At 46.4% G+C, this 24,495-nt stretch carries 20 protein-coding genes; 8 read left to right on the top strand and 12 right to left on the bottom strand.

Annotation, left to right across the window (positions count from 1 at the left end; genetic code table 11):
- Positions 1–82: 82 nt before the first annotated feature.
- Complete coding sequence (locus tag BC643_RS01740) at positions 83–1,066, bottom strand: aldo/keto reductase (RefSeq protein ID WP_120271452.1); 984 nt, start codon at positions 1,064–1,066, stop codon at positions 83–85.
- Positions 1,067–1,270: 204 nt separating this feature from the next.
- Between BC643_RS01740 and BC643_RS01735 the strand changes: the two genes are divergently transcribed.
- Both BC643_RS01735 and BC643_RS01730 read left to right on the top strand, forming a co-directional pair.
- Entirely contained in the window at positions 1,271–2,170 is a 900-nt protein-coding gene (locus tag BC643_RS01735; RefSeq protein ID WP_120271451.1) for a helix-turn-helix domain-containing protein, read from the top strand.
- Between the two features lie 208 nt (positions 2,171–2,378).
- Positions 2,379–4,034 (top strand): AMP-binding protein, encoded by a 1,656-nt coding sequence (locus tag BC643_RS01730; protein ID WP_120271450.1) that lies wholly within the window; start codon positions 2,379–2,381, stop codon positions 4,032–4,034.
- 71 nt (positions 4,035–4,105) lie between these two features.
- Here BC643_RS01730 and BC643_RS01725 read toward each other — a convergent pair whose 3' ends face one another.
- The 3 genes from BC643_RS01725 to BC643_RS01715 are packed head-to-tail and all read right to left on the bottom strand — an operon-like array spanning position 4,106 to position 9,401.
- The gene (locus tag BC643_RS01725) at positions 4,106–7,129 is read right to left on the bottom strand and encodes an efflux RND transporter permease subunit (protein ID WP_120271449.1); all 3,024 of its coding nucleotides are present in this window, start codon (positions 7,127–7,129) and stop codon (positions 4,106–4,108) included.
- A gap of 51 nt (positions 7,130–7,180) precedes the next feature.
- The gene (locus BC643_RS01720) at positions 7,181–8,122 is read right to left on the bottom strand and encodes an efflux RND transporter periplasmic adaptor subunit (RefSeq protein ID WP_120271448.1); all 942 of its coding nucleotides are present in this window, start codon (positions 8,120–8,122) and stop codon (positions 7,181–7,183) included.
- Positions 8,097–9,401, bottom strand: coding sequence for a TolC family protein (locus BC643_RS01715; protein WP_120271447.1), 1,305 nt, complete (start codon positions 9,399–9,401; stop codon positions 8,097–8,099). Before BC643_RS01715 ends, BC643_RS01720 begins: the two co-directional genes overlap by 26 nt.
- Before the next feature lie 172 nt (positions 9,402–9,573).
- Between BC643_RS01715 and BC643_RS01710 the strand changes: the two genes are divergently transcribed.
- Genes BC643_RS01710 through BC643_RS01695 form a run of 4 tightly spaced genes read left to right on the top strand, consistent with a single transcriptional unit; the run spans position 9,574 to position 13,877 of the window.
- A complete protein-coding gene (locus BC643_RS01710) occupies positions 9,574–10,029 on the top strand; it encodes a (2Fe-2S)-binding protein (protein ID WP_120271446.1) in 456 nt (151 codons plus the stop codon).
- 35 nt (positions 10,030–10,064) lie between these two features.
- Positions 10,065–12,257 carry a xanthine dehydrogenase family protein molybdopterin-binding subunit gene (locus BC643_RS01705; protein WP_120271445.1) on the top strand — a complete coding sequence of 731 codons (2,193 nt, stop codon included), beginning with the start codon at positions 10,065–10,067 and terminating at the stop codon, positions 12,255–12,257.
- A 17-nt stretch (positions 12,258–12,274) separates the two neighbouring features.
- Positions 12,275–13,291: an XdhC family protein gene (locus BC643_RS01700; RefSeq protein ID WP_120271444.1), complete on the top strand. Its 1,017-nt coding sequence runs from the start codon at positions 12,275–12,277 to the stop codon at positions 13,289–13,291.
- On the top strand, positions 13,284–13,877 hold the full coding sequence (locus BC643_RS01695; protein ID WP_120271443.1) for a nucleotidyltransferase family protein: 594 nt from the start codon (positions 13,284–13,286) through the stop codon (positions 13,875–13,877). Before BC643_RS01700 ends, BC643_RS01695 begins: the two co-directional genes overlap by 8 nt.
- 108 nt (positions 13,878–13,985) lie before the next feature.
- On the opposite strand, the gene BC643_RS01690 is transcribed toward BC643_RS01695, so the two are convergent.
- On the bottom strand, positions 13,986–14,171 hold the full coding sequence (locus BC643_RS01690) for a hypothetical protein (RefSeq protein WP_120271442.1): 186 nt from the start codon (positions 14,169–14,171) through the stop codon (positions 13,986–13,988).
- 338 nt (positions 14,172–14,509) lie between these two features.
- Here BC643_RS01690 and BC643_RS01685 point away from each other — a divergent pair, with 338 nt between their 5' ends.
- Positions 14,510–14,986, top strand: coding sequence for a hypothetical protein (locus tag BC643_RS01685; protein ID WP_120271441.1), 477 nt, complete (start codon positions 14,510–14,512; stop codon positions 14,984–14,986).
- A gap of 43 nt (positions 14,987–15,029) precedes the next feature.
- Here the strand turns inward: BC643_RS01685 and BC643_RS01680 are convergent, their stop codons facing one another.
- A complete protein-coding gene (locus BC643_RS01680) occupies positions 15,030–16,235 on the bottom strand; it encodes a porin (RefSeq protein ID WP_120271440.1) in 1,206 nt (401 codons plus the stop codon).
- A 129-nt stretch (positions 16,236–16,364) separates the two neighbouring features.
- The gene (locus BC643_RS01675) at positions 16,365–17,354 is read right to left on the bottom strand and encodes a lipoate--protein ligase (protein WP_120274097.1); all 990 of its coding nucleotides are present in this window, start codon (positions 17,352–17,354) and stop codon (positions 16,365–16,367) included.
- A gap of 180 nt (positions 17,355–17,534) precedes the next feature.
- On the opposite strand from BC643_RS01675, the gene BC643_RS01670 reads away from it, so the two are divergent.
- Entirely contained in the window at positions 17,535–18,749 is a 1,215-nt protein-coding gene (locus BC643_RS01670; RefSeq protein WP_120271439.1) for an MFS transporter, read from the top strand.
- Here the strand turns inward: BC643_RS01670 and BC643_RS01665 are convergent, their stop codons facing one another.
- From BC643_RS01665 to BC643_RS01645, 5 genes are all read right to left on the bottom strand, one after another.
- Positions 18,750–18,962, bottom strand: a complete 213-nt coding sequence (locus BC643_RS01665) for a DUF5808 domain-containing protein (RefSeq protein ID WP_120271438.1) — start codon at positions 18,960–18,962, stop codon at positions 18,750–18,752. It lies immediately after the preceding gene.
- A gap of 248 nt (positions 18,963–19,210) precedes the next feature.
- A complete protein-coding gene (gene tnpA, locus BC643_RS01660) occupies positions 19,211–19,663 on the bottom strand; it encodes an IS200/IS605 family transposase (RefSeq protein WP_120271437.1) in 453 nt (150 codons plus the stop codon).
- A 267-nt stretch (positions 19,664–19,930) separates the two neighbouring features.
- Positions 19,931–20,608, bottom strand: a complete 678-nt coding sequence (locus tag BC643_RS01655; protein ID WP_147377103.1) for a hypothetical protein — start codon at positions 20,606–20,608, stop codon at positions 19,931–19,933.
- A gap of 521 nt (positions 20,609–21,129) precedes the next feature.
- Positions 21,130–23,757, bottom strand: coding sequence for an MGH1-like glycoside hydrolase domain-containing protein (locus BC643_RS01650; protein ID WP_120271435.1), 2,628 nt, complete (start codon positions 23,755–23,757; stop codon positions 21,130–21,132).
- A 360-nt stretch (positions 23,758–24,117) separates the two neighbouring features.
- On the bottom strand, positions 24,118–24,330 hold the full coding sequence (locus BC643_RS01645; protein ID WP_120271434.1) for a hypothetical protein: 213 nt from the start codon (positions 24,328–24,330) through the stop codon (positions 24,118–24,120).
- Positions 24,331–24,495: the final 165 nt, after the last annotated feature.

The following is a 24,495-nucleotide window of genomic DNA, read 5'->3' as shown; positions in this document are numbered from 1 at the left end:
AGGGGAGGCTGCACCTCCCCTAACTCAATTATTGCATCAGCAACTTTTATTAAACACTAAATGATTTATGAGCAAGGTTCGATTAACGGTTAACCATGCTCTGTGATGATTCCGGGTAACGGGCTCCGTGAACTGTTATTTTTGAAGCGGTTTCTTCGATAGCTTTCAAATCGTCCGATGTTAATTCCAGTTTAGCTGCGCCAATATTTTCCTGCAGACGGTGTAATTTGGTCGTTCCCGGAATGGGCACAATCCAGGGCTTTTGAGCCAGCAACCAAGCCAGCGCAACCTGTGCCGGGGTGGCGTCTTTAGCGGCTGCAATCACTTTCAGTTGATCAACCAGAGCCAGGTTTGCCTTACGGTTTTCGTCGGAAAAGCGCGGAACGATTGATCTAAAATCTGTGCTGTCAAATTTGGTGTTTTCGTTGATTGTTCCCGTCAGAAAGCCTCTTCCCAGCGGACTAAATGGCACAAAGCCAATTCCTAGCTCTTCTAAAGTATCAAAGATTTCGTTTTCCGGTTCACGCCACCACAATGAGTATTCACTTTGCAAAGCAGTTAGTGGTTGAACTGCATGTGCTTTGCGAATATTCCGGGCGCCCGCTTCCGACATTCCAAAATGTCGCACTTTTCCTTCCTGTATTAATTCTTTCACAGTACCGGCAACATCCTCGATCGGGATATTCGGATCGACACGGTGTTGGTAGAACAAATCGATATAGTCGGTTTTTAAACGTTTTAAAGAGGCTTCTGCTACGGCCCGGATATTTTCAGGGCGGCTGTCCATACCATTATTTGTCAGAGCGTCTTTGAAGCCGAATTTGGTTGCGATCACAACTTGGTCACGGAATGGCGCTACTGCTTCACCCACCAATTCTTCATTGGTAAATGGCCCATACACTTCGGCTGTGTCAAAAAGAGTAACTCCCGACTCGTAAGCCGAACGAATCAATTTGATGGCTTCTGCTTTGTCAGTAGCAGGGCCGTAGCCAAAACTTAGCCCCATACATCCTAAACCTAAGGTTGAAACTTGCAATCCACTTTTTCCTAATTCTCTTGTTTTCATGTTTTATACTTTAATTGTTTGATATTTCTTAAGAAGATCCTGTGTTGCGAACAGGACTACAATGCAAATATCCGGCGAAAATGCAGGGTGGTCTGTATACAGATTACGGATAGTTGTACCATTATTACTGATTTGAGCTAAATGCCTGAGAAACCTGGAATCAGACGCATATATTTGTCGTATAATTTTCAAAAACAATGCATCATGAGTGATATTATCCGATTAGATAGCGTTTCTCAGTTTAATGATCTAAAAGGAATTGAAACCCGGCATCCGAAGGTTAGTGTGTTCGACTATGTTGATGCAAAAACGAAGTTTTTGCCGGATGGCCGGTATAGCTGCGGATTTTATTCTGTTTTCCTCAAGGAAGCTGTCTGTGGAGAATTGCAATATGGACGAAACACCTACGATTACGATTTGGGGACGCTCGTGTTTGTTGGTCCAGGCCAGGTGCTTGGCATTAAAAATAAAACAGACTACGAGCCACAAGGAAAAACGTTGTTGATTCACCCTGATTTTATAAACGGTACCTCGCTTGCAAAAAAAATGAGTTCGTATTCCTTCTTTTCCTATGAACAGAATGAAGCGCTACACTTGTCGGAACGGGAGCATCAGATTATTGTCGATTTGTTTCAGAAAATAGATTACGAACTGGATCAGCCATTCGATAAGCACAGCCGAACGTTGATTTCCAATAATATTGAAACATTGTTGAACTACTGTTTACGGTTCTACGACCGGCAATTTATTACCCGTGAAGACCTGAATAAAGGGATGTTGGTACATTTCGAAAACCTCCTGAGTGACTATTATGATTCGGATAAAGCGCAGACGCTGGGCCTCCCCACTGTCGGTTATTTTGCCGAAAAGCTAAATCTGTCGGCCAATTATTTCGGCGATCTCATGAAAAAGGAAACCGGAAAGTCGGCACAGGAACACTTGCACCTGAAATTGATTGACAAGGCAAAAGAAAAGATTTTCGATACCGAAAAGACCATTAGCCAGATTGCTTATGAACTGGGATTTCAATACCCGCAACATTTCAGTCGGTTGTTTAAAAACGAAACGGGTTACTCCCCTAATGAATACCGATCGATGAACTGATGAGAAGTGCAATGCCCTAAAAGTTGCACTTTGCGTTACATCGACAATCTATGCTCCCAAATGCTTTCCGGGAAAAAAAATTAATTCTACTTTAGTGAGCAATTCAAATTGACTAGCTTTTTAGGTCAAAAAGAAATCAATTTGATGAACCTAAATCACAAAAAAATGCACTCTAACCGGAGTGAATGTATGAAGGAGCTGAGATTGTATGATTGAGAAGTATTTACCCCAAACGACTTTTACCGATTTTGAAGATTTTAAAGCAAACTATCAATTGAATATCCCGGTGGATTTCAATTTTGCTTACGATGTTGTGGATGGTTGGGCAGAAAAAGAGCCCAATAAAAGAGCCTTACTTTGGACAAACGACCAGGGAGAAAGCCGAACATATACGTTTGGCGACTTGAAAGAAATTACTGACCGCACAGCCGGTTACTTTTCATCTTTGGGAATCCAAAAAGGCGATATGGTTATGGCGATTCTGAAACGACGTGCCGAGTTTTGGTTCACCATCATTGCTTTACACAAAATCGGTGCGGTTATTATTCCCGCCACTCACCTACTCACTTCAAAAGATATTATTTACCGAGCCAACGCGGCCTCCATTAAAGCAATCATTTGCGATGGCGACGACGTAATCCTGCATCATGTCAATAGTGCGATGCCTGAATCGCCAACGGTTGAAAAGCTGATTTCGATTGGCCCCAATATCCCTGCGCGATGGGAAGACTTTCAGTCTGGTATTAAAAAAGCGCAACCGTTTGAGCGGCCGGAAGAACCAACTAAAAATGAAGATCCGATCATTGTGAGTTTTACCTCGGGAACAACTGGTGATCCGAAAATGGTCACACTCGACAGTGTTTACCCGCTGGCACACATTGTTACCGCAAAATACTGGCAAAACCTGCACGAAGACAGCCTTCACCTAACCATTGCCGACACCGGTTGGCTTAAAGCTGTTTGGGGAAAATTGTACGGACAATGGCTGGTTGGTGCTTCTGTTTTCGTCTACGATCACGAGAAGTTCACCCCTTCTGCAATATTGGAAGTTCTCTCGAAATACCAGGTTACTTCGCTTTGCGCACCGCCAACTATATTCCGCTTCCTGATTCGCGAAGACCTCTCCAAATACGATTTATCAGCTCTGGAATGGTGTACCATTGCCGGTGAAGCGCTGAATCCGGAAGTCTATGACAAGTTCCTTGCCCTGACCGGTATTAAACTGCGTGAAGGCTATGGCCAAAGTGAAACCACATTAACGATCTTTACTTCCCCTTGGGTGAAACCGAAACCCGGTTCGATGGGCTTGCCTAATCCGCACTACGATATCGACCTGTTGACCGCAGAGGGGCATCGTGCTCAAGCTGGAGAACAAGGCCAGATCGTGATCCGCTATGGCGATAAATACCCGTCCGGACTGTTTAATGGTTATTATCGCAACAAAAGATTAACCAACGAGGTGATGGTGGACGGAATTTACTTCACCGGCGATTTAGCATGGAGAGATGAAGATGGTTATTTCTGGTTTGTCGGAAGAGCCGACGACGTGATTAAAAGTTCCGGATACCGCATTGGGCCATTCGAAGTTGAAAGTGCATTAATGACACATCCGGATGTGGTAGAGTGTGCTATTACTGGTGTTCCTGATGAGATTCGCGGACAGATTGTGAAAGCGACCGTCGTATTGGCTGCTGATTGTAAGCACAAAGCCGGGCCTGAATTGGCAAAAGAACTTCAGGATCATGTAAAACAAGTAACTGCACCCTATAAATATCCACGGATCATCGAATTTGTGGATGAACTACCAAAGACGATCAGTGGTAAAATTCGCCGTGTGGAAATCAGAGCGAAAGACTTCATTTAATTGATGTCTTTCAGGTTTGTGATCCCTCAAAATTGAATTTCAGAGAGAGAACCAGCGTTTGAATATTCGATCTAATCCCGCTCAATCAATCCCAGGAAGGTTGGCAGTGCAATCAAAAGTACGGGTAAGGCAAACACCAATCCTCCGATAACTGAGATCGCCAACGATTGGTGCATTTGCGCCCCCGAACCAATTCCCAAAGCAAGTGGTAACAGGGCCATAATCGCACTGAGAGCTGTCATTAGTTTAGGGCGCAAACGGATTGAAATCGAATAAACGATCGAATCTCTAACGCTTTCTCCTTTTTGACGCTCTTCCATGTATTGCAGGTAGGTAAAAATAGAAGCCTCCCCTACGATCCCGATAATCATGATGATTCCCACATAACTGCCGACATTCAACGGCACATTCAGCAGAAAAAGTAACAGGCCGCTTCCGGCGGGAGCCAGCATGACCAGGAAGATAAGTAGCAGCGCGACTTTTATTCTTCGGAACAAAAAAAGGATGATTGTAAAAACAAGCACGCTGGCCAGAATAAGGATAAGCATCAGCTCTTGAAAGGCCTGTTGCTGTTCTTTGTAGGCGCCACCATATTCTAGATTCATTCCCGGTGGCAGGTTTATTTTCGTGCGTATTTCTTTCTGAATATCAGCGAGGGTGCTTCCCAGGTCCCGGTTATTCAGCCGAGCGGTAATGTAATCCACACTTTTCAGGTTTTCGCGGTTCATTTCGGCCACCCCCTGAGATAAACTGACGTCAGCAACCCGTTTCATTGGCACCAGTTGCCCATCGGGTAGGAAAATCTGAGATTCCTTTAGTGCATCTACTGTAGTGCCTAAACGATTGGGGTAAATCATTCGCACATCGCACATTTGCAACGGCTCCTGAATATTGCCGACCACAATTCCCCCCAACTGCGTTTGCAACTGGTACTGAAAGTTGTCTGGTGTCAGGTTAAAACGATTCAGTTTGGCCTCGTCCGGTTCCACAACAACCGAAGGCCCGGCAATGGTAATCCCGTCGAAAACATCGGCCGTTCCCGACACTTGATCAACCACATCGGCGATCTTTTGGCTGTATTCCTCCAATTGCCTGGTGTCGTTGCCAAACAGTTTGATTTCAATGGGCTGGGTTGAACTCATCAAGTCGCCAAGCATATCCCCAATCACTTGCCCGAAGTCGACAGTTAAAGCTGGAATCTGAGCCTCGATTCGGGTACGGATGTCGTCAATAACTTCTTCCGTTGTTCGTTCCCGTTTGGTTTTCAACTTGATCAGGTAATCACCGCGATTCGGTTCTGTAATGAAAAAGCCCATTTGGGTACCGGCACGCCGGGAATAGCTTTCCACTTCAGGCATGCTCGTAACGATCTGATCTGCTTTCTGCAGCATCAGGTCTGTTTCGTCGAGCGATGTTCCTGGTGGACTATTGAAATCAAGCACAATGGAACCTTCATCCATTTCAGGTAGAAAACCGGACGGCAAAGCCGGATAAATCAAGAAAATTCCTGCGATCATGACAGCGACTAACGCAATGGCAATGTATGGCCTTTTGAGGAAAAACAGCACCCAATTTTGCTTCCGCACTTCAGCCGTCTTTAAATGTTTTTCGCGGGTGTTCCCGAAGAAAATTAAGTAGAGCACCGGCAGCAGTAGCCAAGTGACCAGGAAAGATGCCGTCAGCGTAATAATCATGGTTTGCGTCATGATATTGAAGTAGGCACCGGCAACGCCCGTCATCAGCCCAAAGGGTAAAAAGATGACAATGGTGCTGAGCGACGAGCCAACCATGGCGGGCAACAGGTATTTAATGGCTTTCGGAACCACCGTCCGATAGTTTTCCTCTGGGTGTTCTTCGTGCGTTCGGTGAATTTGCTCCACCACCACAACCGCATCATCTATCACCAAGCCGATAGCGGCGGCAATGGCACCAAGCGTCATAATATTCAGGTTGAAACCGAATGCTTTCATCGCGATAATCGTCAGCAGCAACGAAACCGGCACGGTAATCAGGATGACGATACTGCTTTTAAAAGAGCGCAGAAAGAGAATCGTGACAATGATGGCAAGCAGGATACCCACCCAAAGCACGTCGCGAATACTCTTGATGGCTGTGTCTACAAAATCAGCCTGGTTGTAATAGGGAACCATTTTAACCCCCTTGGGCAATAAATGGCTGTTCAATTCATTCACGCGTTGCTTCATTTGTGCGTCCATATCCGACAAGTTCGCTTCAGGCTGCTTCATCACCGCGATCAACGGAACATCTTTTCCATTCGCCTTAATCTTGAGGTACTCAATTTGTCCGTCTATTTTTACGTCTGCTACATCCTTCAAAAGAACAGTGCTGTTTCCGGTACTTCTGACGACCGTTCTTTCCAATTGCCCGAGATCTTTAACCGCGGCATCGGTCAGAGAAAGGTAAAGTCGGTGATTGTCGTTCAGGTAGCCGTTGGAGCGGATGAAGTTTGTCTGGCTAAGTGCCTTACCAATTCCTTCAGGTGTTATGCCCAATGCACTCATTTTTTCGGGGTTCAGCACTAACTGATATTCTTTATTTCGGCCACCGGTAACGGCAACTTCCCGAATTCCATCGATTTGCTCTAGATAGGGCTTCACCGTATATTGGGCGATCTTCTTCAACGCAACCGGACTAAGATCACCTTCCAGCGAATATCCGGCAGCAGCCAAAATGGAAGGGTTCATCTTCTCAATCACCACTTTCAGGTCTGCAGGCAAATCCGTTCGGCTTTCGCTGATCCGGGCGTCGATTTGCTGCCGAGCCAGGTCAATATCGGTGTTCCAATTGAAAAACGCTGAAATCTCGCAGGTTCCACGCGACGTGGTTGATTGAATCATCTGCAGGTTTTCACTCTTTTTGATTGCCTCTTCCAGTGGGCGCGTAACCGTGATCAGCATTTTGTCAACCGGTTGCTCGCCATTATCTGCAATGATTTTCACCTTTGGAAATGTAACGTTAGGCAGCAGTTCCACCTTCATTTGGCTGTACGAATAGAGCCCCACAGCGATAATGATCAGGAAAATAATTCCCAGCGGACTCTTGAACTTTTGATAGAAACTTTCTTTCAATTGCATGATAAATGGCTAAAAAATGAGGTTTGAACAGCGTTCCCGGAGGTTCTCATTCTAATTCTTGATGATTCGCACGATAGCGGTGTCCGGCAGACCGTATCCTCCTTCGGATACCAACCGATCCGCATTAGTTATTGGAGAATCCAGAAGCTGAACAAGACTATCGGTCTCCTGCCCCTTCGTTACCGGAATCTTTATGCAAGTGGTATCGTTAACCAGCTTCATTACCCAAAACTCCGTTTGCAGCTCGTTGCCTTGCAAAGCACTTTTCGGAATCCACAAAGCATCCGGTAATTTGCCTGTTTCAAATTGAACCGAAAGACTAATATTTTCAGCCAGGCTGAACGCATTCGTCGGTTTGATAATAAAAGGTTGAGTTTGGTTTTGCACGGTAGCCGAGGGCCACTGTCCAATCACCTTACCTGCCGCCGTCTCCCCATCCGGCAAAAGAATCGTGCAGTTCGTGCCTGTTCGAACTTTTCCCAATTGCTCTGCAGGAACATCAATGACAATACGCATGGAGTTTGTCCGAATGCAGGTAGCCAGCACATCGCCGGCTTGCACAAAATCACCGACCTGCACATTCAGGCTCGACACGGTTCCATTCAGATTTGAAAAGGTAGTGTCCTGAAACGCATTGAAATCTTCGTCGTTAAAGCCTGATTTCTGAAGCGCAGCTGCTTCCATGGGCTGAACGATAAACAACGGTTGCCCATCTGAAACAGTTCCGGCGACCTGGCACCCGACACTTTTGAGAATACCACTGACCTGAGCCCGAAAAGTATTGGTTTGCAAATAGCGGGTGGTCCCTTTAAAAGTTGAAGTTTGCTCAATCGTAGCAATCACAGGTTGGGTAACTTTCACATCACTTTTGATCTCTGTCTCCGCCTTCTGCTCCGAAGTCGCTGATGTACATGCTGTCATCGCGATCACGAGTAGTACCAATCCGTACGACGCACGCCAAAAGGCGTTAGTGGTTCCAGTAATTGTATTCATTGATCAATTTCTTTAGCGTAATTTCTTTTTGAACGACGGCCTGATTCACATCGCTGTATTTTTTCAGGTAGGCCACAAAATCAATCACACTGATTTGGGCACGCTGCAGTTCATCACGGTATAAATTCAGTAAGGCGTCGTATTGCTGTTGTATTTGTTTTTGCTGATCCAACTCATCCTTCGTTTTTTCGATGGTCTGTAAGTAGGCATTTGCCTGGCTTCGAACTTCTTTTTGTTTCAATTCCTTTTGGGTCGCAGCTTCGTCAATAGCCAGCATCTGCTGCTGCTCATTGATCTTTTTCTGATGCCCGTCAAAAAGCGTGTACGACAAATGCACACCGGCACTCAGTCCCACATGGCGCTCAATAGACGGGATAGAGGTTGAATTCAAACCGGAATTGGCAAACAGGTTGATTTGCGGTCGATACTGGTCGTTGAAAATATCCGTTTGATTGGCTGCTGCCAGGCTGTCTTGCTCGTAGCTTTGGGTGAATATCGAGTTCCCGGTTACCGGAACAATCATTTCCATCGTCGGGTTTGTCAAAAACCCGGCTTCCGTATTCTGAATGCCACAGGCAGCTTTCAGTTGTCGAACTGCCAGTTCCAGATCATTAACCGAGCTTTTCAGCAGAACAGAATCAGACTGCAGCTCTAGCTCCAGTAACTTATAATCCGAAATCCGGTACATTCCTTTGCGGGTCAATAATTTGACAAGCTGAATCTCTTCGTTTAAAAGCGCTGTGTTCTTTTGGTTATTTGCGACCGCAGCTTGTTTGCTAAGAGCGTCAAAGTAAAGTGTACCTACAGATTGCTGCAGTTCCGCCCTAATTGTTTCAAGCCGAATGGTCAGCTTCTTCTTCGCAAACTCATTCTGTAGCTGACGGTGGTTGACTTCCGCACCTTTCAAAACAGGAATGTCAATATTAAACAACGCTGAATACAAGCCACCATTAGTAATCCCAACATCGTAGCCAATAGCCTGGTCGGAAGGTGCTATGTCTACCAGTTTACCGTTGTTGTTAAAATAAGGAGCAAACAAAACATCGCTGGTCAAGTACATTTTCGGCGACTGCAATACCGCCGAAATCATCTGATTTTCGAGATCATATTGTCTCGACTGGGTTTTTATGGAAATGGCTTCCGGATTATTTGTCATCGCACTGTCTACAAAGGCCGAAAAAGTGTTCTGCGCCCGTACACCCGATGACCAAAGAAACAATAGGAATAGACCAAAGCCACGTATCCAGTAGAATTTATTGTTGAAAGATCTTATCATCATTCTTTAGCGATAAAGATTGAATTTGAAATCGGCAGTCGAATTTTAAACATTGAACTTCGGAATTTTTACGACAATAGCCAACCAAAACGCAAAGCATGTTTCCTGTTTTTTGTAAATTTAATGGAAACTGATTCCGGTTGACTTAAATCCTGAAAATCAATACCAAATCAATATGGCAGTTTACAATTTAACAATCAACAAAAAGAAGTACCAGGTGGATGTTGATCCCTCCACTCCGATGCTTTGGGTTCTTCGTGATCATTTGCACTTACTGGGAACCAAATTTGGCTGCGGCATGGCTCAATGTGGCGCCTGCACCATTCACCTCGACGGAAAAGCGGTGCGTTCGTGCATTACTTTCGTCGACTCCGTCGGCGATCATGAAATCACCACCATCGAAGGTCTTTCCGAGAATGGAGACCACCCGGTTCAAAAGGCCTGGCTGGAGCACGATGTGGCGCAATGTGGCTACTGTCAGCCTGGCCAGATTATGCAGGCAACTGCTTTGCTGAACGAGAATCCGCATCCGACCGATGAGGAAATTGAAAATGCCATGCACGGGAACATTTGCCGCTGCGGAACCTACACCCGGATTAAAGCTGCTATCAAAACAGCTTCGAAATCCTGATTTCAAAGGCTCTGATTAATCTAATATCACGAAACATGACACTTGTAAAAACGAAATACAACCGGCGTTCTTTTCTGAAAAGCTCGCTGGCTGCCGGTGGCGGACTTCTGATTGGTTTCAATTGGATGGCTTCAGCCTGCACGGCCGATGCACCCAAAGGATTGGTAATTCCGGATGAATGGTTCGAAATCAATGCCTATCTGAAGATAGGCGAAAATGGTGTTGTCACCATCCTGTCGCCTAATCCTGAAATTGGCCAAAATGTAAAAACCTCGATGCCCATGATTGTGGCCGAGGAGTTGGATGTGGACTGGAAAAATGTGCTGGTTGAACAGGCGCCGCTGAATACAAAAAAATACACCCGCCAGTTGGCCGGCGGAAGTGATTCCATTCGAACTTCATGGTCATCGCTCCGGATGGCGGGGGCTTCGGCTTGTTATATGTTGAAGAAAGCAGCAGCCAATGCCTGGGATGTTCCGGTTGAAGAAGTGACGACCGAGATTGGAACTATTCATCACAAAAACAGTGGCAAGAAGGCGGGCTATGGTGAATTTGCTTCGGCTGCTGTATCGATCCCCGTTCCGGAAGAGGTTGAGTTGAAAGATTTAAAAGATTTCCGCATCGTCGGTAATTCTCAAAAGAATGTCGACGGGCTCGGAATTGTAACCGGAAAGCCCTTATTTGGACTCGATTACCGCGTTGACGGGATGCTAACGGCCATGATTGTACATCCTCCTGCATTCGGTATGACGCTGAAATCGTTTGATGCTTCGGATGCAAAAGCAATGCCCGGGATTAAAGATGTTTTTGCTATAAAACTTTATAACGACGACTATGAACAGCAGTGGTCGGATACCACTTCATTTCCAGATTTAGTAGCAATTGTTGGCGACTCAACATGGGAAGTTTGGACGGCCAAGCAGATGTTGACTATTGAATGGGAACCGACAAGTGAGCTCGAGAGCACAGCAGATCACCGTAAAAAAATGGCTTCCGAAGCAGCTAAACCGGGTCGCGTTGTTCGTAAAGATGGAGAGCCGGAAGAAGCCTTTAAGAAAGCGGCAAAGGTACTCGAACGCATCTACACGGCTCCGTTCCTGGCGCACAGCCCGATGGAACCGATGAACTTCTTTGCCGACGTGAAAGAAGATAGCGCTGTTTTGGTTGGCCCGATCCAGTCGCCTGAATATATGGAGAAGACGATTGCCGCCCGGCTGGGACTTCCTCTGGACAAGGTTGAAGTACAAATGACCCGCATGGGTGGTGGTTTTGGCCGTCGTTTGTATGGTCATTTTATGGTAGAAGTCGCCTTGATTTCTCAAAAAATGAAAGCACCGGTGAAACTGGTGTACACCCGCGAAGACGAAATGACTGCCGGCATCTATCGACCGATGTACCACGCCGTTTATCGTGCTGCACTGGACGCCGATAAAAAACTCGCCGCGTTTCATGTTAAAATGGGCGGAATCCCCGAAGATGCCTTGCACGCCAATCGTTTCCCTGCCGGAGCGGTAGATAATTACCTGGCCGAGAGTTGGTCGATTGATTCCAATATTAGTGTTGGGGCCATGCGGGCACCCGGCTCCAATTTTAATGCCGCAGCCGAGCAATCGTTCCTGGATGAGCTGGCCGAAGAAATGGGTGTCGATCCAATTCAGTTTCGCCTCGACCTCTTGAAACGAGCTCAGGAAAACCCGGTGGGTGAACGGAACGATTATGACGCCGCACGCTATGCCGGAGTGCTCGAGTTGGTGCGCGATAAATCGGGATGGGATACCGATTCTGCAGGCAAAAACCGTGGTGTGGCGGCTTATTTCTGCCATCGAAGTTACGTGGCCCAAGTGCTTGATATTAGCATGGTCGATGGCGAACCCAAAGTAGATCACGTTTACAATGCAATTGATTGCGGGATTGTAGTTAACCCCGATGCTGCCGTCAACATGACTGAAGGATCGGTCGTTGATGGTATCGGCACGGCGATGTTTGGTGAAATTACCTTCAACAATGGCGAACCCAACCAAAGTAATTTCGACGGATACCGGCTCATTCGCCATGCCGAGGCTCCTAAAAAGATCGATGTTCATTTTATCGAAAATACCATCCATCCGACGGGGTTGGGAGAACCGCCCTATCCGCCGGTAATGGCAGCACTCGCAAATGCTTTGTACAAAGCCACGGGCACCCGCTATTATCATCAGCCATTCATCAAAAACACATTTGAAGTCTAACGTCAAAAGAAGCAAGCATGACACATGAGATCAGGCTGTTATTTCAAACACTCCAAAGGTGGCAAACCGAGGGTAAGAAAGCTGTTTTTGTTTCGGTAGTCGCACTGAACGGAACTTCCTATCGACGCCCCGGCGTGCGAATGATCATTGGTGAGGATGGTGAAATGGTCGGAGCAGTTAGCGGTGGTTGTGTAGAAAATGAAATCCGGCGGCAGGCGCAGAGTGTCTTTCAAAGCTGGAAAGCCAAAGTGATTACTTACGATGGTCGTCTTCGAATTGGCTGCGAAGGAATCATCCATCTACTGATTGAACCTGTTGTTTTATCCGATGAACTAATCGCGAATTTTGAGCAGCAATTGATCGGCCGTCAGCCCTTCAGTATGACAACGAGCTTTCGGCAGGAAGTTGGGGAATACGATGACTTGGGATCAGCGATCAACATAAATGGAAAGAACTATCCGTTTCGGCCTGGTTATGAGATGAACGGCTCAGACAATAAAGAAATCTTTCACCAAGCATTTGAGCCGCTGTTTAAGCTCTACATTTTCGGTGCTGAGCACGATGCTGCGCAATTGAGTCAGGCAGCCAAGCTACTGGGCTGGGACGTAATTATTGTAGCTAGTGCAGACGAATCGAAGTCCTGCGACTACTTCCCGGGAGCCAACGAATTAATTACCCCGGCTTACGACGAAATCAGCTCGCTGGCAATCGACAGGCAAACCGCAGTCGTGCTGATGACGCACAGTTTCAATAAAGATGTTCGGTATTTAATGGCGCTAAATGATTTCCGCCCTGCTTATATCGGACTACTGGGCTCCGTTAGCCGGCGCGAACGGGTCCTCTCGATGGTGCTTGACTATCAGCCGGATGTCCCGGTTGATTTTCTGGAGCAGATTCATGGCCCGGCTGGCATCAGTATTGGGGCTGAAAGTGCATCGGAAATAGCCGTTTCAATTTTAGCTGAAATATTGAGTGTAACACGTCGGCAGGAACCCGTTCCCTTGCGCGATAAAATCGGCTCTATTCATGGATAAAATTCCGGTGATATTGTTGGCGGCAGGTTGTTCGTCGCGCATGGGACAAGCCAAGCAGTTGCTTCCCTGGGGCAACACAAGCTTGATTCAGCATCAGATTGCAATGTTAAATGCGGTTGCCGATCCTTTGATTGTCGTTCTTGGTTCTCGTGCGGATGAAATCAAACCCATCATCGCAAATGAGTCCGTCACTCTTGTTATCAATGAAAACTGGGAAGCCGGGATGGGCACATCGGTTGCTGCTGGTGTAAAGCAGTTAAATCTCTTCCCGAATGCTGTTGGTGTGCTCTTCGCATTAATCGATCAGCCATTGGTAAATACGGAGCATTACTTCAAGCTAATTCATACATTTCGCCCCGGAAAAAAGCAGATTGTCGCCTCTCGACCTTCAGCCGGATGGCTGGGAGTCCCTGCCCTTTTTGATTCGGTATACTTCGACGAATTAAGCCAGCTGGATGGAAAACAGGGTGCTAAAACAATCATCGAGAAATATGCAAATCAGGTCGTCAGTATAGATGCCGGTGAACAATTGGCCGACATAGATACACCTGAAGCCTACAAAAAGCTTCAACTTAAACGGATTTAATCCTCGTTTGTCAGATTTTGCTTTTTCATTGAGGCGTACAAAAACAAATCACACATGATGGTTGCATGTGCGTGTTTCGTGAAAACGAGAATATTTTACGATTTACGGCTACAGCTGTTCGATCATGGATTCAAACTCTCTCCGGCTCATTCCCAATTCTCCGGCAATCATTCTGTAAAATTCGATTTTCGTTCCGTGTCGCCAAGCCAAATCTGCTGTTGTTAGTTGTGGATAAACCTGTCTTAACTTCAATGAAATTTCGCCCCACTTGTGTAAATCAATTTCAGTATTCATGTTTTATTTTTTAAGATTCATTCAAAATTTCAAGCCGGCTCTTCGAATTCCGAAGGTTCATTTCACCCTTACCGTAATCCGAAAGATCAAGTATGATATCATTTTGCTACAAATTCTTAATGGAATTTCTTAAATATACTTAATATCCGCTTGCCTGACGAACATATTTCACGAAAAGAAATCAACAAGTTATCACAAGTGAGTATTAACACGCTTGATTGAACCTTAGAAAAAGGTACTCTAATTTTGCTACACTGCCCGTAAAATCAGGAATTCTACGGATTGAACGGAACACGCATTTTCACGATTTTGAAGGGTTAAATCCAAAAACCAAAATCATGAAGAAAATCACTTTACTTATTCTCAGTCTGTTTTTAGTGGCAGTGGCTTGTAACGAAGCTGATGATTTTGTGAACGATTCATCAACACAAGCGCAGGAAAAATCGGCTTACACCAAGACCTACCAATGGAAAACCGGCGAAGGTTATTTTATTCCGCTGATGTGCGATGGTGAAACCGTTGATGTTCTTAATGGATCGCTGATGGCTCATTATCGCTGGCATGTGATGAACGGCCAGACTCAGATGGTATTGGTTCGTTTCAGCGGCGAGTTGACCAGCGAAGCTACGGGAGAAACATTTGTTATTAATGAGTCGGACAAAATCCGCTACGAAGAAGGTGCTATGATGCACTACAGTTTTAGCTGGAATGTTCGGGGAAACTGGGGAAGCCACTACATTGGTTCAGGCTACCTCGATCTGAACACATGGGAAGTCGTCCCGGAAAAAACGGTCTGTCCACCATCCAATAATTAAATAGCGTCAGGGGAAGGTTGCGAGAGCATCTTCTCCTTTTCTTTTAAAATGAAATATCCCACTGGAGGCGGAATCGAAACTCGTCCCCACTTGCGTTATTGGCTAATTCGTAGCGAAACTGGCTGAATTCCATCGTCAGTTTGTTCTTGTGCTCGCGGAAAAACCAATTAAAGGCCAATGATTTTTCACTTTCAAATGTATGATCCAGATCTGTGTCGGGGGTGTAGCGGGCATAGCGCGCTGCAATTTCCAGGGGCTCGGGCCACCAATCCAAAGCAGCAGCGGCCAAATAACCGGCCTGTACATAGAATCCCCGCAAAGATGTTGAAGCGTCGTTGTTACGCTTATCGGTGATATCTTTCAAATGGTATTCCGACTGCCAGGCAAAACCGTTGTAGGCGAAAGCGGTTTCAAAATTAACTTGTTTGACTCGGTATTGCCCGTTTTCTTCTTCATCAAAGCCTTCCAGTGATCCTCCTCCGGAAGATGAAAAGCGGGTGTAGGGACTTCGGTTGGTGACGCCTGCGACAGCAATAATTGCTGCAGGTTTCTGCCGAAAATCCAGATCGCTGCTTTCAAAACCAATGTCTTCACCCAATAAATTCCATTGCACTCGTCCAAAGTACATCAGGTGCCGATCGTCATTGGCCGTATTGCCTCGTCCGGTTCCGGTCAAGGCAGCCAGCCAGTAGTTAAAATCGACGGCTCCGTGATCCCGAAGCCTCCCGTAAATTTCGACTCCCTGCTGACGGTCTACCGTAAATGCCTGGTTGATGATCGACCGATCCATCAATTGCTGATCGCCACTGCTAATGTGTCGTTCGCGCGAGTATTCGACTTTCCACTGCCCCACTTTCAGCTTCAGTCCTTCCCATGGTTCCACCATAACACGGTAATCCAGCAGGTACGATTTTCCCAGGTCGTATTCCCAGTAAAACTTTAGCCAGGGTTTGTAGGCATTACCGCCAACTTTCAGGCGGGCGCGGTTGAGTTTAAACACCGGATTGCTGTCTGCATTAAAGTCTTCAATGGCAACCGGGTCACTGTCGTACGGATAGGCAAAGCGAAACTGGAAACGACTCTGAAACTGGAGTTTGTAATTCCCATCGGTGGATTTGATTTCGAAGCCTTTGCTTCCGTAATTCAGCTTCCAGTTTTTGACGGGCTCACTTTCCTGAGCCAGTGCAAGATTCAAGGCGAGAATAGAAAGGACAAGCCCGTGGACCAGGTGTGTGGCAATTGCTTTCATGGACGGAGTGGTTTGTTTGTCCTTTCAATTTACGAACAATTTGGCAACCAATCAGCCCGTTATCCGGTAGATTTTAGATTTGGTAAATTCAAAGATTTACCAAAACGCACAGCTATTTTAGTATCGAGACTATTTAAACAGCTCCAGAATTTCGTCAACGGTCACATTCCCGAAATAATCGGTGAGCTTCACCGACGAAAGCACTTGCCGGATATGCTCGGTTTCGTGTAGTTGTCCGTTCAGCTTTTCTTCGAGTTCTTCAATAGCTCTTGATGCAAAGAAATCACCAAAGATCTTCGTTTGCTGAATGACTCCTTTCTTCACATCCAGGTGCAATTCAATGAACCCTGCCGGTACCTTAATGGCTTTGTTGAAGTTGTAAGCTGGTGAACCACCGAAGTTCCAGTCCCAGGTGCTGTACTTTTCGGCAGCCAGTGCTTCAATTTTAGCGACCTCTACCGGGTTGAGCTGGTGGATGATGGTATTTGTTTCGTTCTCCTGCAATATCTGATTGATCAACAGCTGTTTGAATTCCTCAACAGTCATCCCGCCCGGGAAATAATCGATCAGGTTGGTCACTCGGGCGCGAGCTGATTTTACCGCTTTATCACGAAACTTCAACGGGTTAATTTTCAGCGCTTCGCTCAACACACTCATCTCCGAATCCAGCAAAATGGTTCCGTGCTGAATCATTTTTCCGTTACGGGCCAGCTTAGCGTTGCCGCTGAATTTCTTGCCATCCACCAGCAAATCATTTCGCCCTTCCAGTCGTGCCGGAACATCCAGCCCGTTCAGTAAATCGACAACCGGCTGGGTAAACTTCGAGAAGTCCGAGAAATCGTCGTCACCAGCCAGCGGCGTGTGAAACGAGAAGTTCAGGTTTCCCAAATCGTGGTATACCGCTCCCCCGCCCGACATGCGCCGAACCACCTTGATCTGGTTCTGGGTCACATAGTCGAGGTTAATCTCTGCCAGGGTATTCTGAAACCGCCCGACGATAATCGACGGCGCATTCACATACAGCAGGAAGATTTCCTCGTTGGGATACTGCTTCAGCAAATATTCTTCGGAAGCAATATTGAAATAGGCGTTGTTGGATGGAGAATCAATAATCAGCATAAAATCAGATTTTGCGCAAAAGTAGGAAGTTTTGGCCGATTTTACTGTAAATTTGCGTCCCTGAACACAATCAATCACGGGCAACTCCGGCTGGTGATGACTGTTTCACAAAGCGCAAACCACCACAAAACCACAACGAATCGAGCCCATTCGAAAGAATAAAGGAATGAGTTTAACCCAATGGTAGCAGGAATTCGCAACATTTTCAGAGCACTTCAGCACCGGAACTACCGGATTTTTATTGCCGGTCACGGCATTTCGCGTATTGGTACGTGGATGGAGCGCACGGCTGTCTATTGGGTGGTTTACGAGATGACCAACTCGACCTTTATGCTGGGGCTGACGGTCTTTGCAGCCCAGTTTCCATCGTTCCTGTTTTCGCTGTACGGCGGGGTGATTTCTGATCGGCATAGCCGACTGAAGATTGTTTTGACCACCCAGATTTTATCCCTCATTCAGGCTGCGATATTGACCGCGATTGTATTTGCAGGACATGCACAGGTTTGGCAAATCCTCACCTTGGTGACCATTTTGGGGACCATCAATGCCTTCGATATTCCGGCTCGGCAGTCGCTGGTACACCAGTTGGTGGATAATCCGGCAGATGTGCCCAATGCCGTAGCGCTGAACTCGTCGATTGTGAACCTGGCACGTTTGCTGGGGCCTGCACTTTCCGGCTTAATTTTGAGCAAATTTGGCGCGGGTGTTTGTTTCTCGATCAACACAGCAAGCTACCTGGCCGTCATTGTTTCGCTTTTGTTTTTGCGGGTGAAGCCGCAGGAAATAAAACCTAAGGAACGCAGCAACTTCCAGGAACTCATTGAAAGTTTTCGTTACCTGAAGAACGATCGGCGTTTGGGCACGGTGATGCTGTATATGGCTGTTGTCAGTTTCCTGATTCTCCCCTACGATACCTTGCTGCCCGATTTTGCCAAGGAAGTTTTCAATGGTGATGCTCAGACTTATGGAACTATCGCCAGCTGCATTGGTATCGGTGCGTTGATTGGCGCATTTACGCTGGCGTCACTGCGGGGAACCGAAAAGTACCTGCGCATTCTGCAGTTCAATATGCTTTTGCTAGGGATTAGCCTCATTGCTTTCTCGCACCTGAACAACCTGTATGTGGCTTTTGCTATCGCCGTAGTGGCTGGATTCAGCGCACTCACCCAATCGACTATTTGCCTGACCGTCATTCAAACGCAGTCGGCGCCCGAAGTGCGCGGCCGAATGATCAGCCTGTTTGCTATGGCCATGTTTGGTATGCTGCCCCTTGGTGGTTTGCTGGTGGGTACCGTGTCGCACCAAATTGGCAGCCCGGCAACCATGCTCATACAGGGATGCCTCGCCCTGGTTATCGCTATCCTTTCGTACCGGCTGATTAAGCGGCGCAGGTAGCTAAAGACTGACTAACACGAATGCTGCAATTACAACGATGAAAACGACCCAGGCGGCCGGATTTCCAAAGTTGACGGTATAGCCCATCCAGTTATTGAACTTGTGCACAAACACACGCGGATCTTTGCTGTTCACGTAAAATGGTCCGTACCAGTTGGCCAGATCCTTGTTCATGACATCCAGTTGCATTTGGTCGAAATTTGTCTTTTTCATTGGTTTTGGTTTTTGGTTTTTGTCTCTACGGACAAAGTTAAATATTATTAGGTTCCCTTTTCCCCACGGCGTTGTCGCGCGCTATTGCTATAAGCCCCTTGGGCTTTTGTTTCTCTTCTTTGTGTTGCGTTAATCACTATTGTCCGTTTCTGCCCCGCACCAAAGGTGCATAAGCATCAGGGCAGGGCAACGCCCTGTTACCGGGACATTCGCGATTCCCAAAGCCCTGAAGGGGCGTGAGCAATTCGTTAATCCCATATATATCGTTCGTCATATTCGACCTTGTATTTCTTCAGAAAGGCCAGGTATTCCTCCTGAAATGTTTTATGTCGGTGATGTTCTTTTTGATTGTTGATGTATTCCACAACGATTTCTGTTTCCGTAGGATTGACAGAAAATGCCCCATAGCCATGTTGCCAATAAAAATGAAGATACTTCTCTCCTTGTGCCTTCATCCATTTCGAAGATTCTTTCTTGATTTCCTCGACTAATTTGGATTGACTGATTTTGCGGGATAACAAGCACAAAATGTGAATGTGATCGGCGACACCTCCAATTCGAACCGGATAACACTCCAATCCCTTGCAGATTCCTCCCAGGTAATCGAATAGCCTCGATTGGATATTTTCATCGATTAAGGCCTCTCGGTTTAGCGTGCTAAAGGTGAGGTGAAGGTAGACTCTTGATAGGGATTGCGGCATTGTTTGGTTCGTTTTAGTTCTTTATTGGCTCTTGCCCCTTCAGGGCAATGAAACCTTCCTTGTTTCGTATTCCCACGGCGTTGCCGCGGGCTATTGCTGTAAGGCCGTTGGCCTATTTCGTTTTTATTTATCTCCATTTTGTAACTCAAATTCACGTCTGCCCCGCACCAAAGGTGCAAAAGCATCAGGGCAGGGCAACGCCCTGTTTCCGGGACATTCGCGGTTTTCCGAAGCCCTGAAGGGGCGTAAGCGTCATGTCATTCGTAATCATTTAATGGTAACTCCTTGTTGTTTAAGTTTTGAGTTCAATTCAGTTTCTTTTTCTAAATTCAAAAATTGAAAAACAACGTGTTTATTGAATTCACGAGAAAGATTTCTCTCTGCGATTTCGATACAGGATTCAAAATACGCCTCAGGAACTTCAATCCCTATTGTTTGTATCGGTGTTTCACCTTCGGCTGTATTGATGTAAACACCTACTACGACCGATTTCACATGCTCTTGTTTTAATATTGGAGATAAACAACTTCTATAAGCTTTCAAATTCCATTTATCGGGACTGCAAAATATTTGGCTGGTCACTTTTAGTTCAACTTCTTTATTAACCAAACTTGATTCGTTAATATTTAAAAGAATGTCTTCAGTTATGTCAATACCACCAATTCTATTCAAACGTAAACTACGAACCGTGTAAATGGGGCCCCAGGGTATTCCCCACCAACCGAAAAAAACTGACATCAAATTGTATTTACGGCGAATTGAGTCAATACGATCATCTTGTTGCACCAATATGGCTGGAGAGTATCTTCTGAGGGTTACTGCGAAAAGTATGGAGATGCAATACTGAAAACATATAAATCGAGCCCCTTGCTCAACTTGATTTGTGAGTTCTTGTAGATCGTTGGGACCATCGGAATTTAGCTTTAGCTTGACAATCGGATTCATGAATATCCATTTTACATACCACAATTTAGCAACCGCTTTCAACGGTACATTTTTAACCTATAAAATGTATCGAAACAAAGCAAAGTTAAACTTACCAAAATCTCCCCAATATAACTTCTGTTAAGCAGCTTTTAGGGTTGAAACTTATCAACATAAGTTTATTACTCGGGTGCCAGTATTCCAAGGGGTTTAAAATCGGTGGTATGCTAACAGGAAACAAGATTTTGCTGCAGAGAATGATCGCTCGGCACAAAGGAATAGCTCTTCTGCCACGTGGAATCATAGATATTCCAAAGGGCAGCAGGTGTATTCCATAGAGAATAACTATCATTCCAAAGGGAATCATCGTTCAGCACAAGGGAATAGTCCTTCTGCCACGTGGAATCATCGATATTCTCGAAGGCAGTAACACTATTCCATAGAGAATTACTATGGTTCCAAAAGGAATCATCTTTCAGCGCTACAAAATTGTACCGCTGCACAGTGGAATAATCAGTATTCAAGGAGACAATATCGAGCGCTTATTCGTCCTCCTCGTTCATTTCAATAATCAGGTTGGCAATTAGCGAGGTCCATCCTGTTTGGTGCGAAGCCCCCAGCCCCTCGCCGGTATCGCCGTTGAAATATTCGAAAAACTGGTGGAAGTTGAACGAACCGTTTCCCGCATTATAAACCGGATGATTGGCAAAATAATGGTAGGTCGGGTCACCGTTCTTTTCGAAGATTCGCAACAAACGTTGGGTGAGCTCCATGGCAATTTCTTTCAGGTTGAGCTGCTTGCCCGAGCCTTTCGGAAACTCATAGGTGACCGTTGGCCCGTAGAACTTGTAGTATTTTTTCAGCGAAATGACAATGAGGTAATTCAGGGGAAACCAGATGGGCCCGCGCCAGTTGGAGTTGCCGCCAAACATGGGCGACGAGCTTTCGCCCGGCACATATTCGATGGTATGCCGCCCCCCCTCGTACTCGAACGCATAAGGGTTTTGCTCGTAGTGTTTCGACAGCGAGCGGATGCCGTAGTCGGACAGGAACTCGGCCTCGTCGAGCAGGCGTTCCAGGATCTTCTCGAGCCGGTTGTTGCGCATAATGGCAAACAGATACTCGCCGCGGCTATTAGCCACTTCAATGTCGGAAATCAGCGAGGCCAGGTCGGGCCGCGACTTGATAATTTCGACCGCCCGACGCTTGAAACGCCGCAAGTTCTTAAAGGTACTTTCGTGGATCACCTCTACCGCAAACAGCGGGATAATGCCCACCAACGAACGCACGCGGAGCTTTTCATTGCGGCCGTCCTCGAAGCGGACCACATCGTAGAAAAAGTTATCCTCGTCGTCCCACAGCGGAATTTCCTTGAAGCCGATGTTGTTCATGGCCCAGGCAATGTTCAGGAAATGACGGAAGAATTTGGCGGCCGATTCTTCGTACACCAGGTTGTATTGCGCCAGTTCGAGGGAGATCTGAAGCATGTTCAGCGAAAACATCGCCATCCAGCTGGTGGCATCGGCCTGTTGCAGGTCTTTGATGCCATGAGGCATGTTGTTGCGGTCGAAAACACCAATGTTATCGAGGCCGAGGAAGCCGCCCTCAAACACATCGGTTCCGTCGGCATCCTTCCGGTTCACCCACCAGGTAAAATTGAGCAGGAGTTTTTGGAATGACTTCTCCAGGAAAACGTAGTCGCTTTTCCCGGTCTTTTTCCGGTCGGTGATGTAAACCTGCCAAACCGCCATGGCGTGCACCGGCGGGTTCACATCGCTGAAATTCCATTCGTAGGCAGGAATCTGGCCGTTGGGATGCATGTAATATTCCTTGAGCATGAGCAGCAACTGGCGCTTGGCAAAGCCAATATCGATGTAAGCAAACGAGGTGCAGTGGAAAGCCAGGTCCCAGGCCGCATACCAGGGATATTCCCACTTATCGGGCATTGAAATAATGTTGCGGTTGGTAAGATGCTGCCAGTCGTAATTGCGCACGATATCGCGCACAGGCGGCGTCTTTCCTTTCTCGCCGTTCAGCCATTTGTACACATCGAAATAGTAATATTGCTTGGTCCACAGCAAGGCACCCATGGCACTTTTAGCGAGGAACTTTTGTTCGTCGCTGGTATTTTTAGTCAGCAAGCTGGCGTAAAATTCGTCGCTGTCGGCTTTACAACGAGCCATCAATTCATCGAAATTGGCCAGCGGATCCGTCATCTTGTGCTTGCTCAAGCGCACGCAGAAGGTCTGCGAAGCGCCCGCCGGAATTGTTTTCGAGTACCAAATGGCGAATTTCGTTCCGGTCTTCTCCGGGTTGATCGTTGGCAGTCCTCCCACCACATAATTGTTGATGCCATCCTTGACATAGGCGAAGTCGTTTTCGAGGTTGTAGATCACCTGGTTGTTGGTTTCGTTCTCGCAAAACAACTGCTCTCCGCCGTCGTGATAAAAATAATAGCTGCCGTTTCGCCGGCTATTGGTGTGAATCGTGCTTGCACCAATTGACTTGATGACAGGTCGCTCGAAATCGTCGTTGTGTTTCCAAAAATTACGGAACCACAGGTGTGGGAGCACATGAATCAAGGCTTCTTCCGGCCCGCAATTCTGCACCGTTATTTTCATCAAAATATCGTTGACGGCGGCTTTGCCATACTCGATGAAAATGTCGAAATAGCGATTTTCATCGAAGATACCGGTATCGGTAATTTCGAACTCACGCTCGTTGCGGTCTCTCCCCTTGTTTTGCTCCACAAGATCCTCGTACGGAAAGCGTTGCTGCGGGTATTTGTACAGGTACTTGCAATAGGAATGTGTAGGCGACGACTCGAGGTGATAGTAGATTTCTTTCACATCCTCGCCGTGGTTTCCCTGCCAGTTGGTCAGTCCGAACAAACGTTCTTTCAGAAAGGGATCCTGCCCGTTCCAGAACGCCGGGGCCAGGCAGAGAATTTGCTGGCTGTCGCAAAATCCGGCAATAGCATCTTCCCCCCAGCGATACGCATTGCTGCGCGCCTGGTCGTGGGAAATCGCATCCCAGGTCTGGCCATCTTTCGAGTAATCTTCACGAATTGTTCCCCACTGGCGTTCGGATATATAAGGCCCCCACTTCCGCCAGGTTCTGTTGTCAGACGATCGTTGCAGACGTCTCGTTTCTTCACCTGTATTGTCCATCGCTATGCCTGTTAAAAAGTACGTGTCTTGAAAATTAAGATCGGTATTCCGACTTGAAAACGATCTGTTTTATCAATGAATTTCGAGTCGCTATTTTGAACTATGGTATAAGTTACGACATTGAAAGGATTGATAGCGATATAAACACGCAGCCTGTCGGTTTGTTAATGGTGGCTGCTAAAAATTAACATCAAAATCACACAGAATGCGTCTCAAATGATATTCTGAAAGTCATAATGCTGTAGTTTGAATCAGGACCCTGTCATGATGATATCCGCATGAGCTAATGATTATCCGAAATTTTCGAATTCAACTATTCGTATTAACTCGAGGTTTAAAAAGAAAGGAAAAAGACGCTGATCAGAATAGCAATCCAATGACCACAACGATAGCTATTCCGGAAACGATCAACCAGGCAAGCGGGTTTCCAAAGTTGAGCGTCCAGCCCTTCGATCGGTTGAATTTGTGAACCCGAAGACGGGGATCCCGGGGGTTCACATAAAAGGGGCCCCACCAGAAAGCGGGGTTTCCCTGCATGGCGTTTAAAAAATCGGGGTCATATTTCTTCTTCATGGTCGTCGTTTTGGGTGTTTGCCTGTTTGGTGTAAATGTTTGAGAAGCCGTTTTAGATATCCATTGTTTGCCTTCTTTTCTGTGTTCTTGTTGAAAGCTTAATTTTCAGAAACTATTTCCGTCTTGCTGTTTGATCAATAAAGTTAGGGAACTCGCATTAGATCG

Origin of the sequence: Mangrovibacterium diazotrophicum, assembly GCF_003610535.1 — a bacterium.
GTDB lineage: Bacteria > Bacteroidota > Bacteroidia > Bacteroidales > Prolixibacteraceae > Mangrovibacterium > Mangrovibacterium diazotrophicum.
The sequence above is the reverse complement of the archived record's forward strand: the minus strand, read 5'-3'. Positions and strand labels throughout refer to the sequence as shown.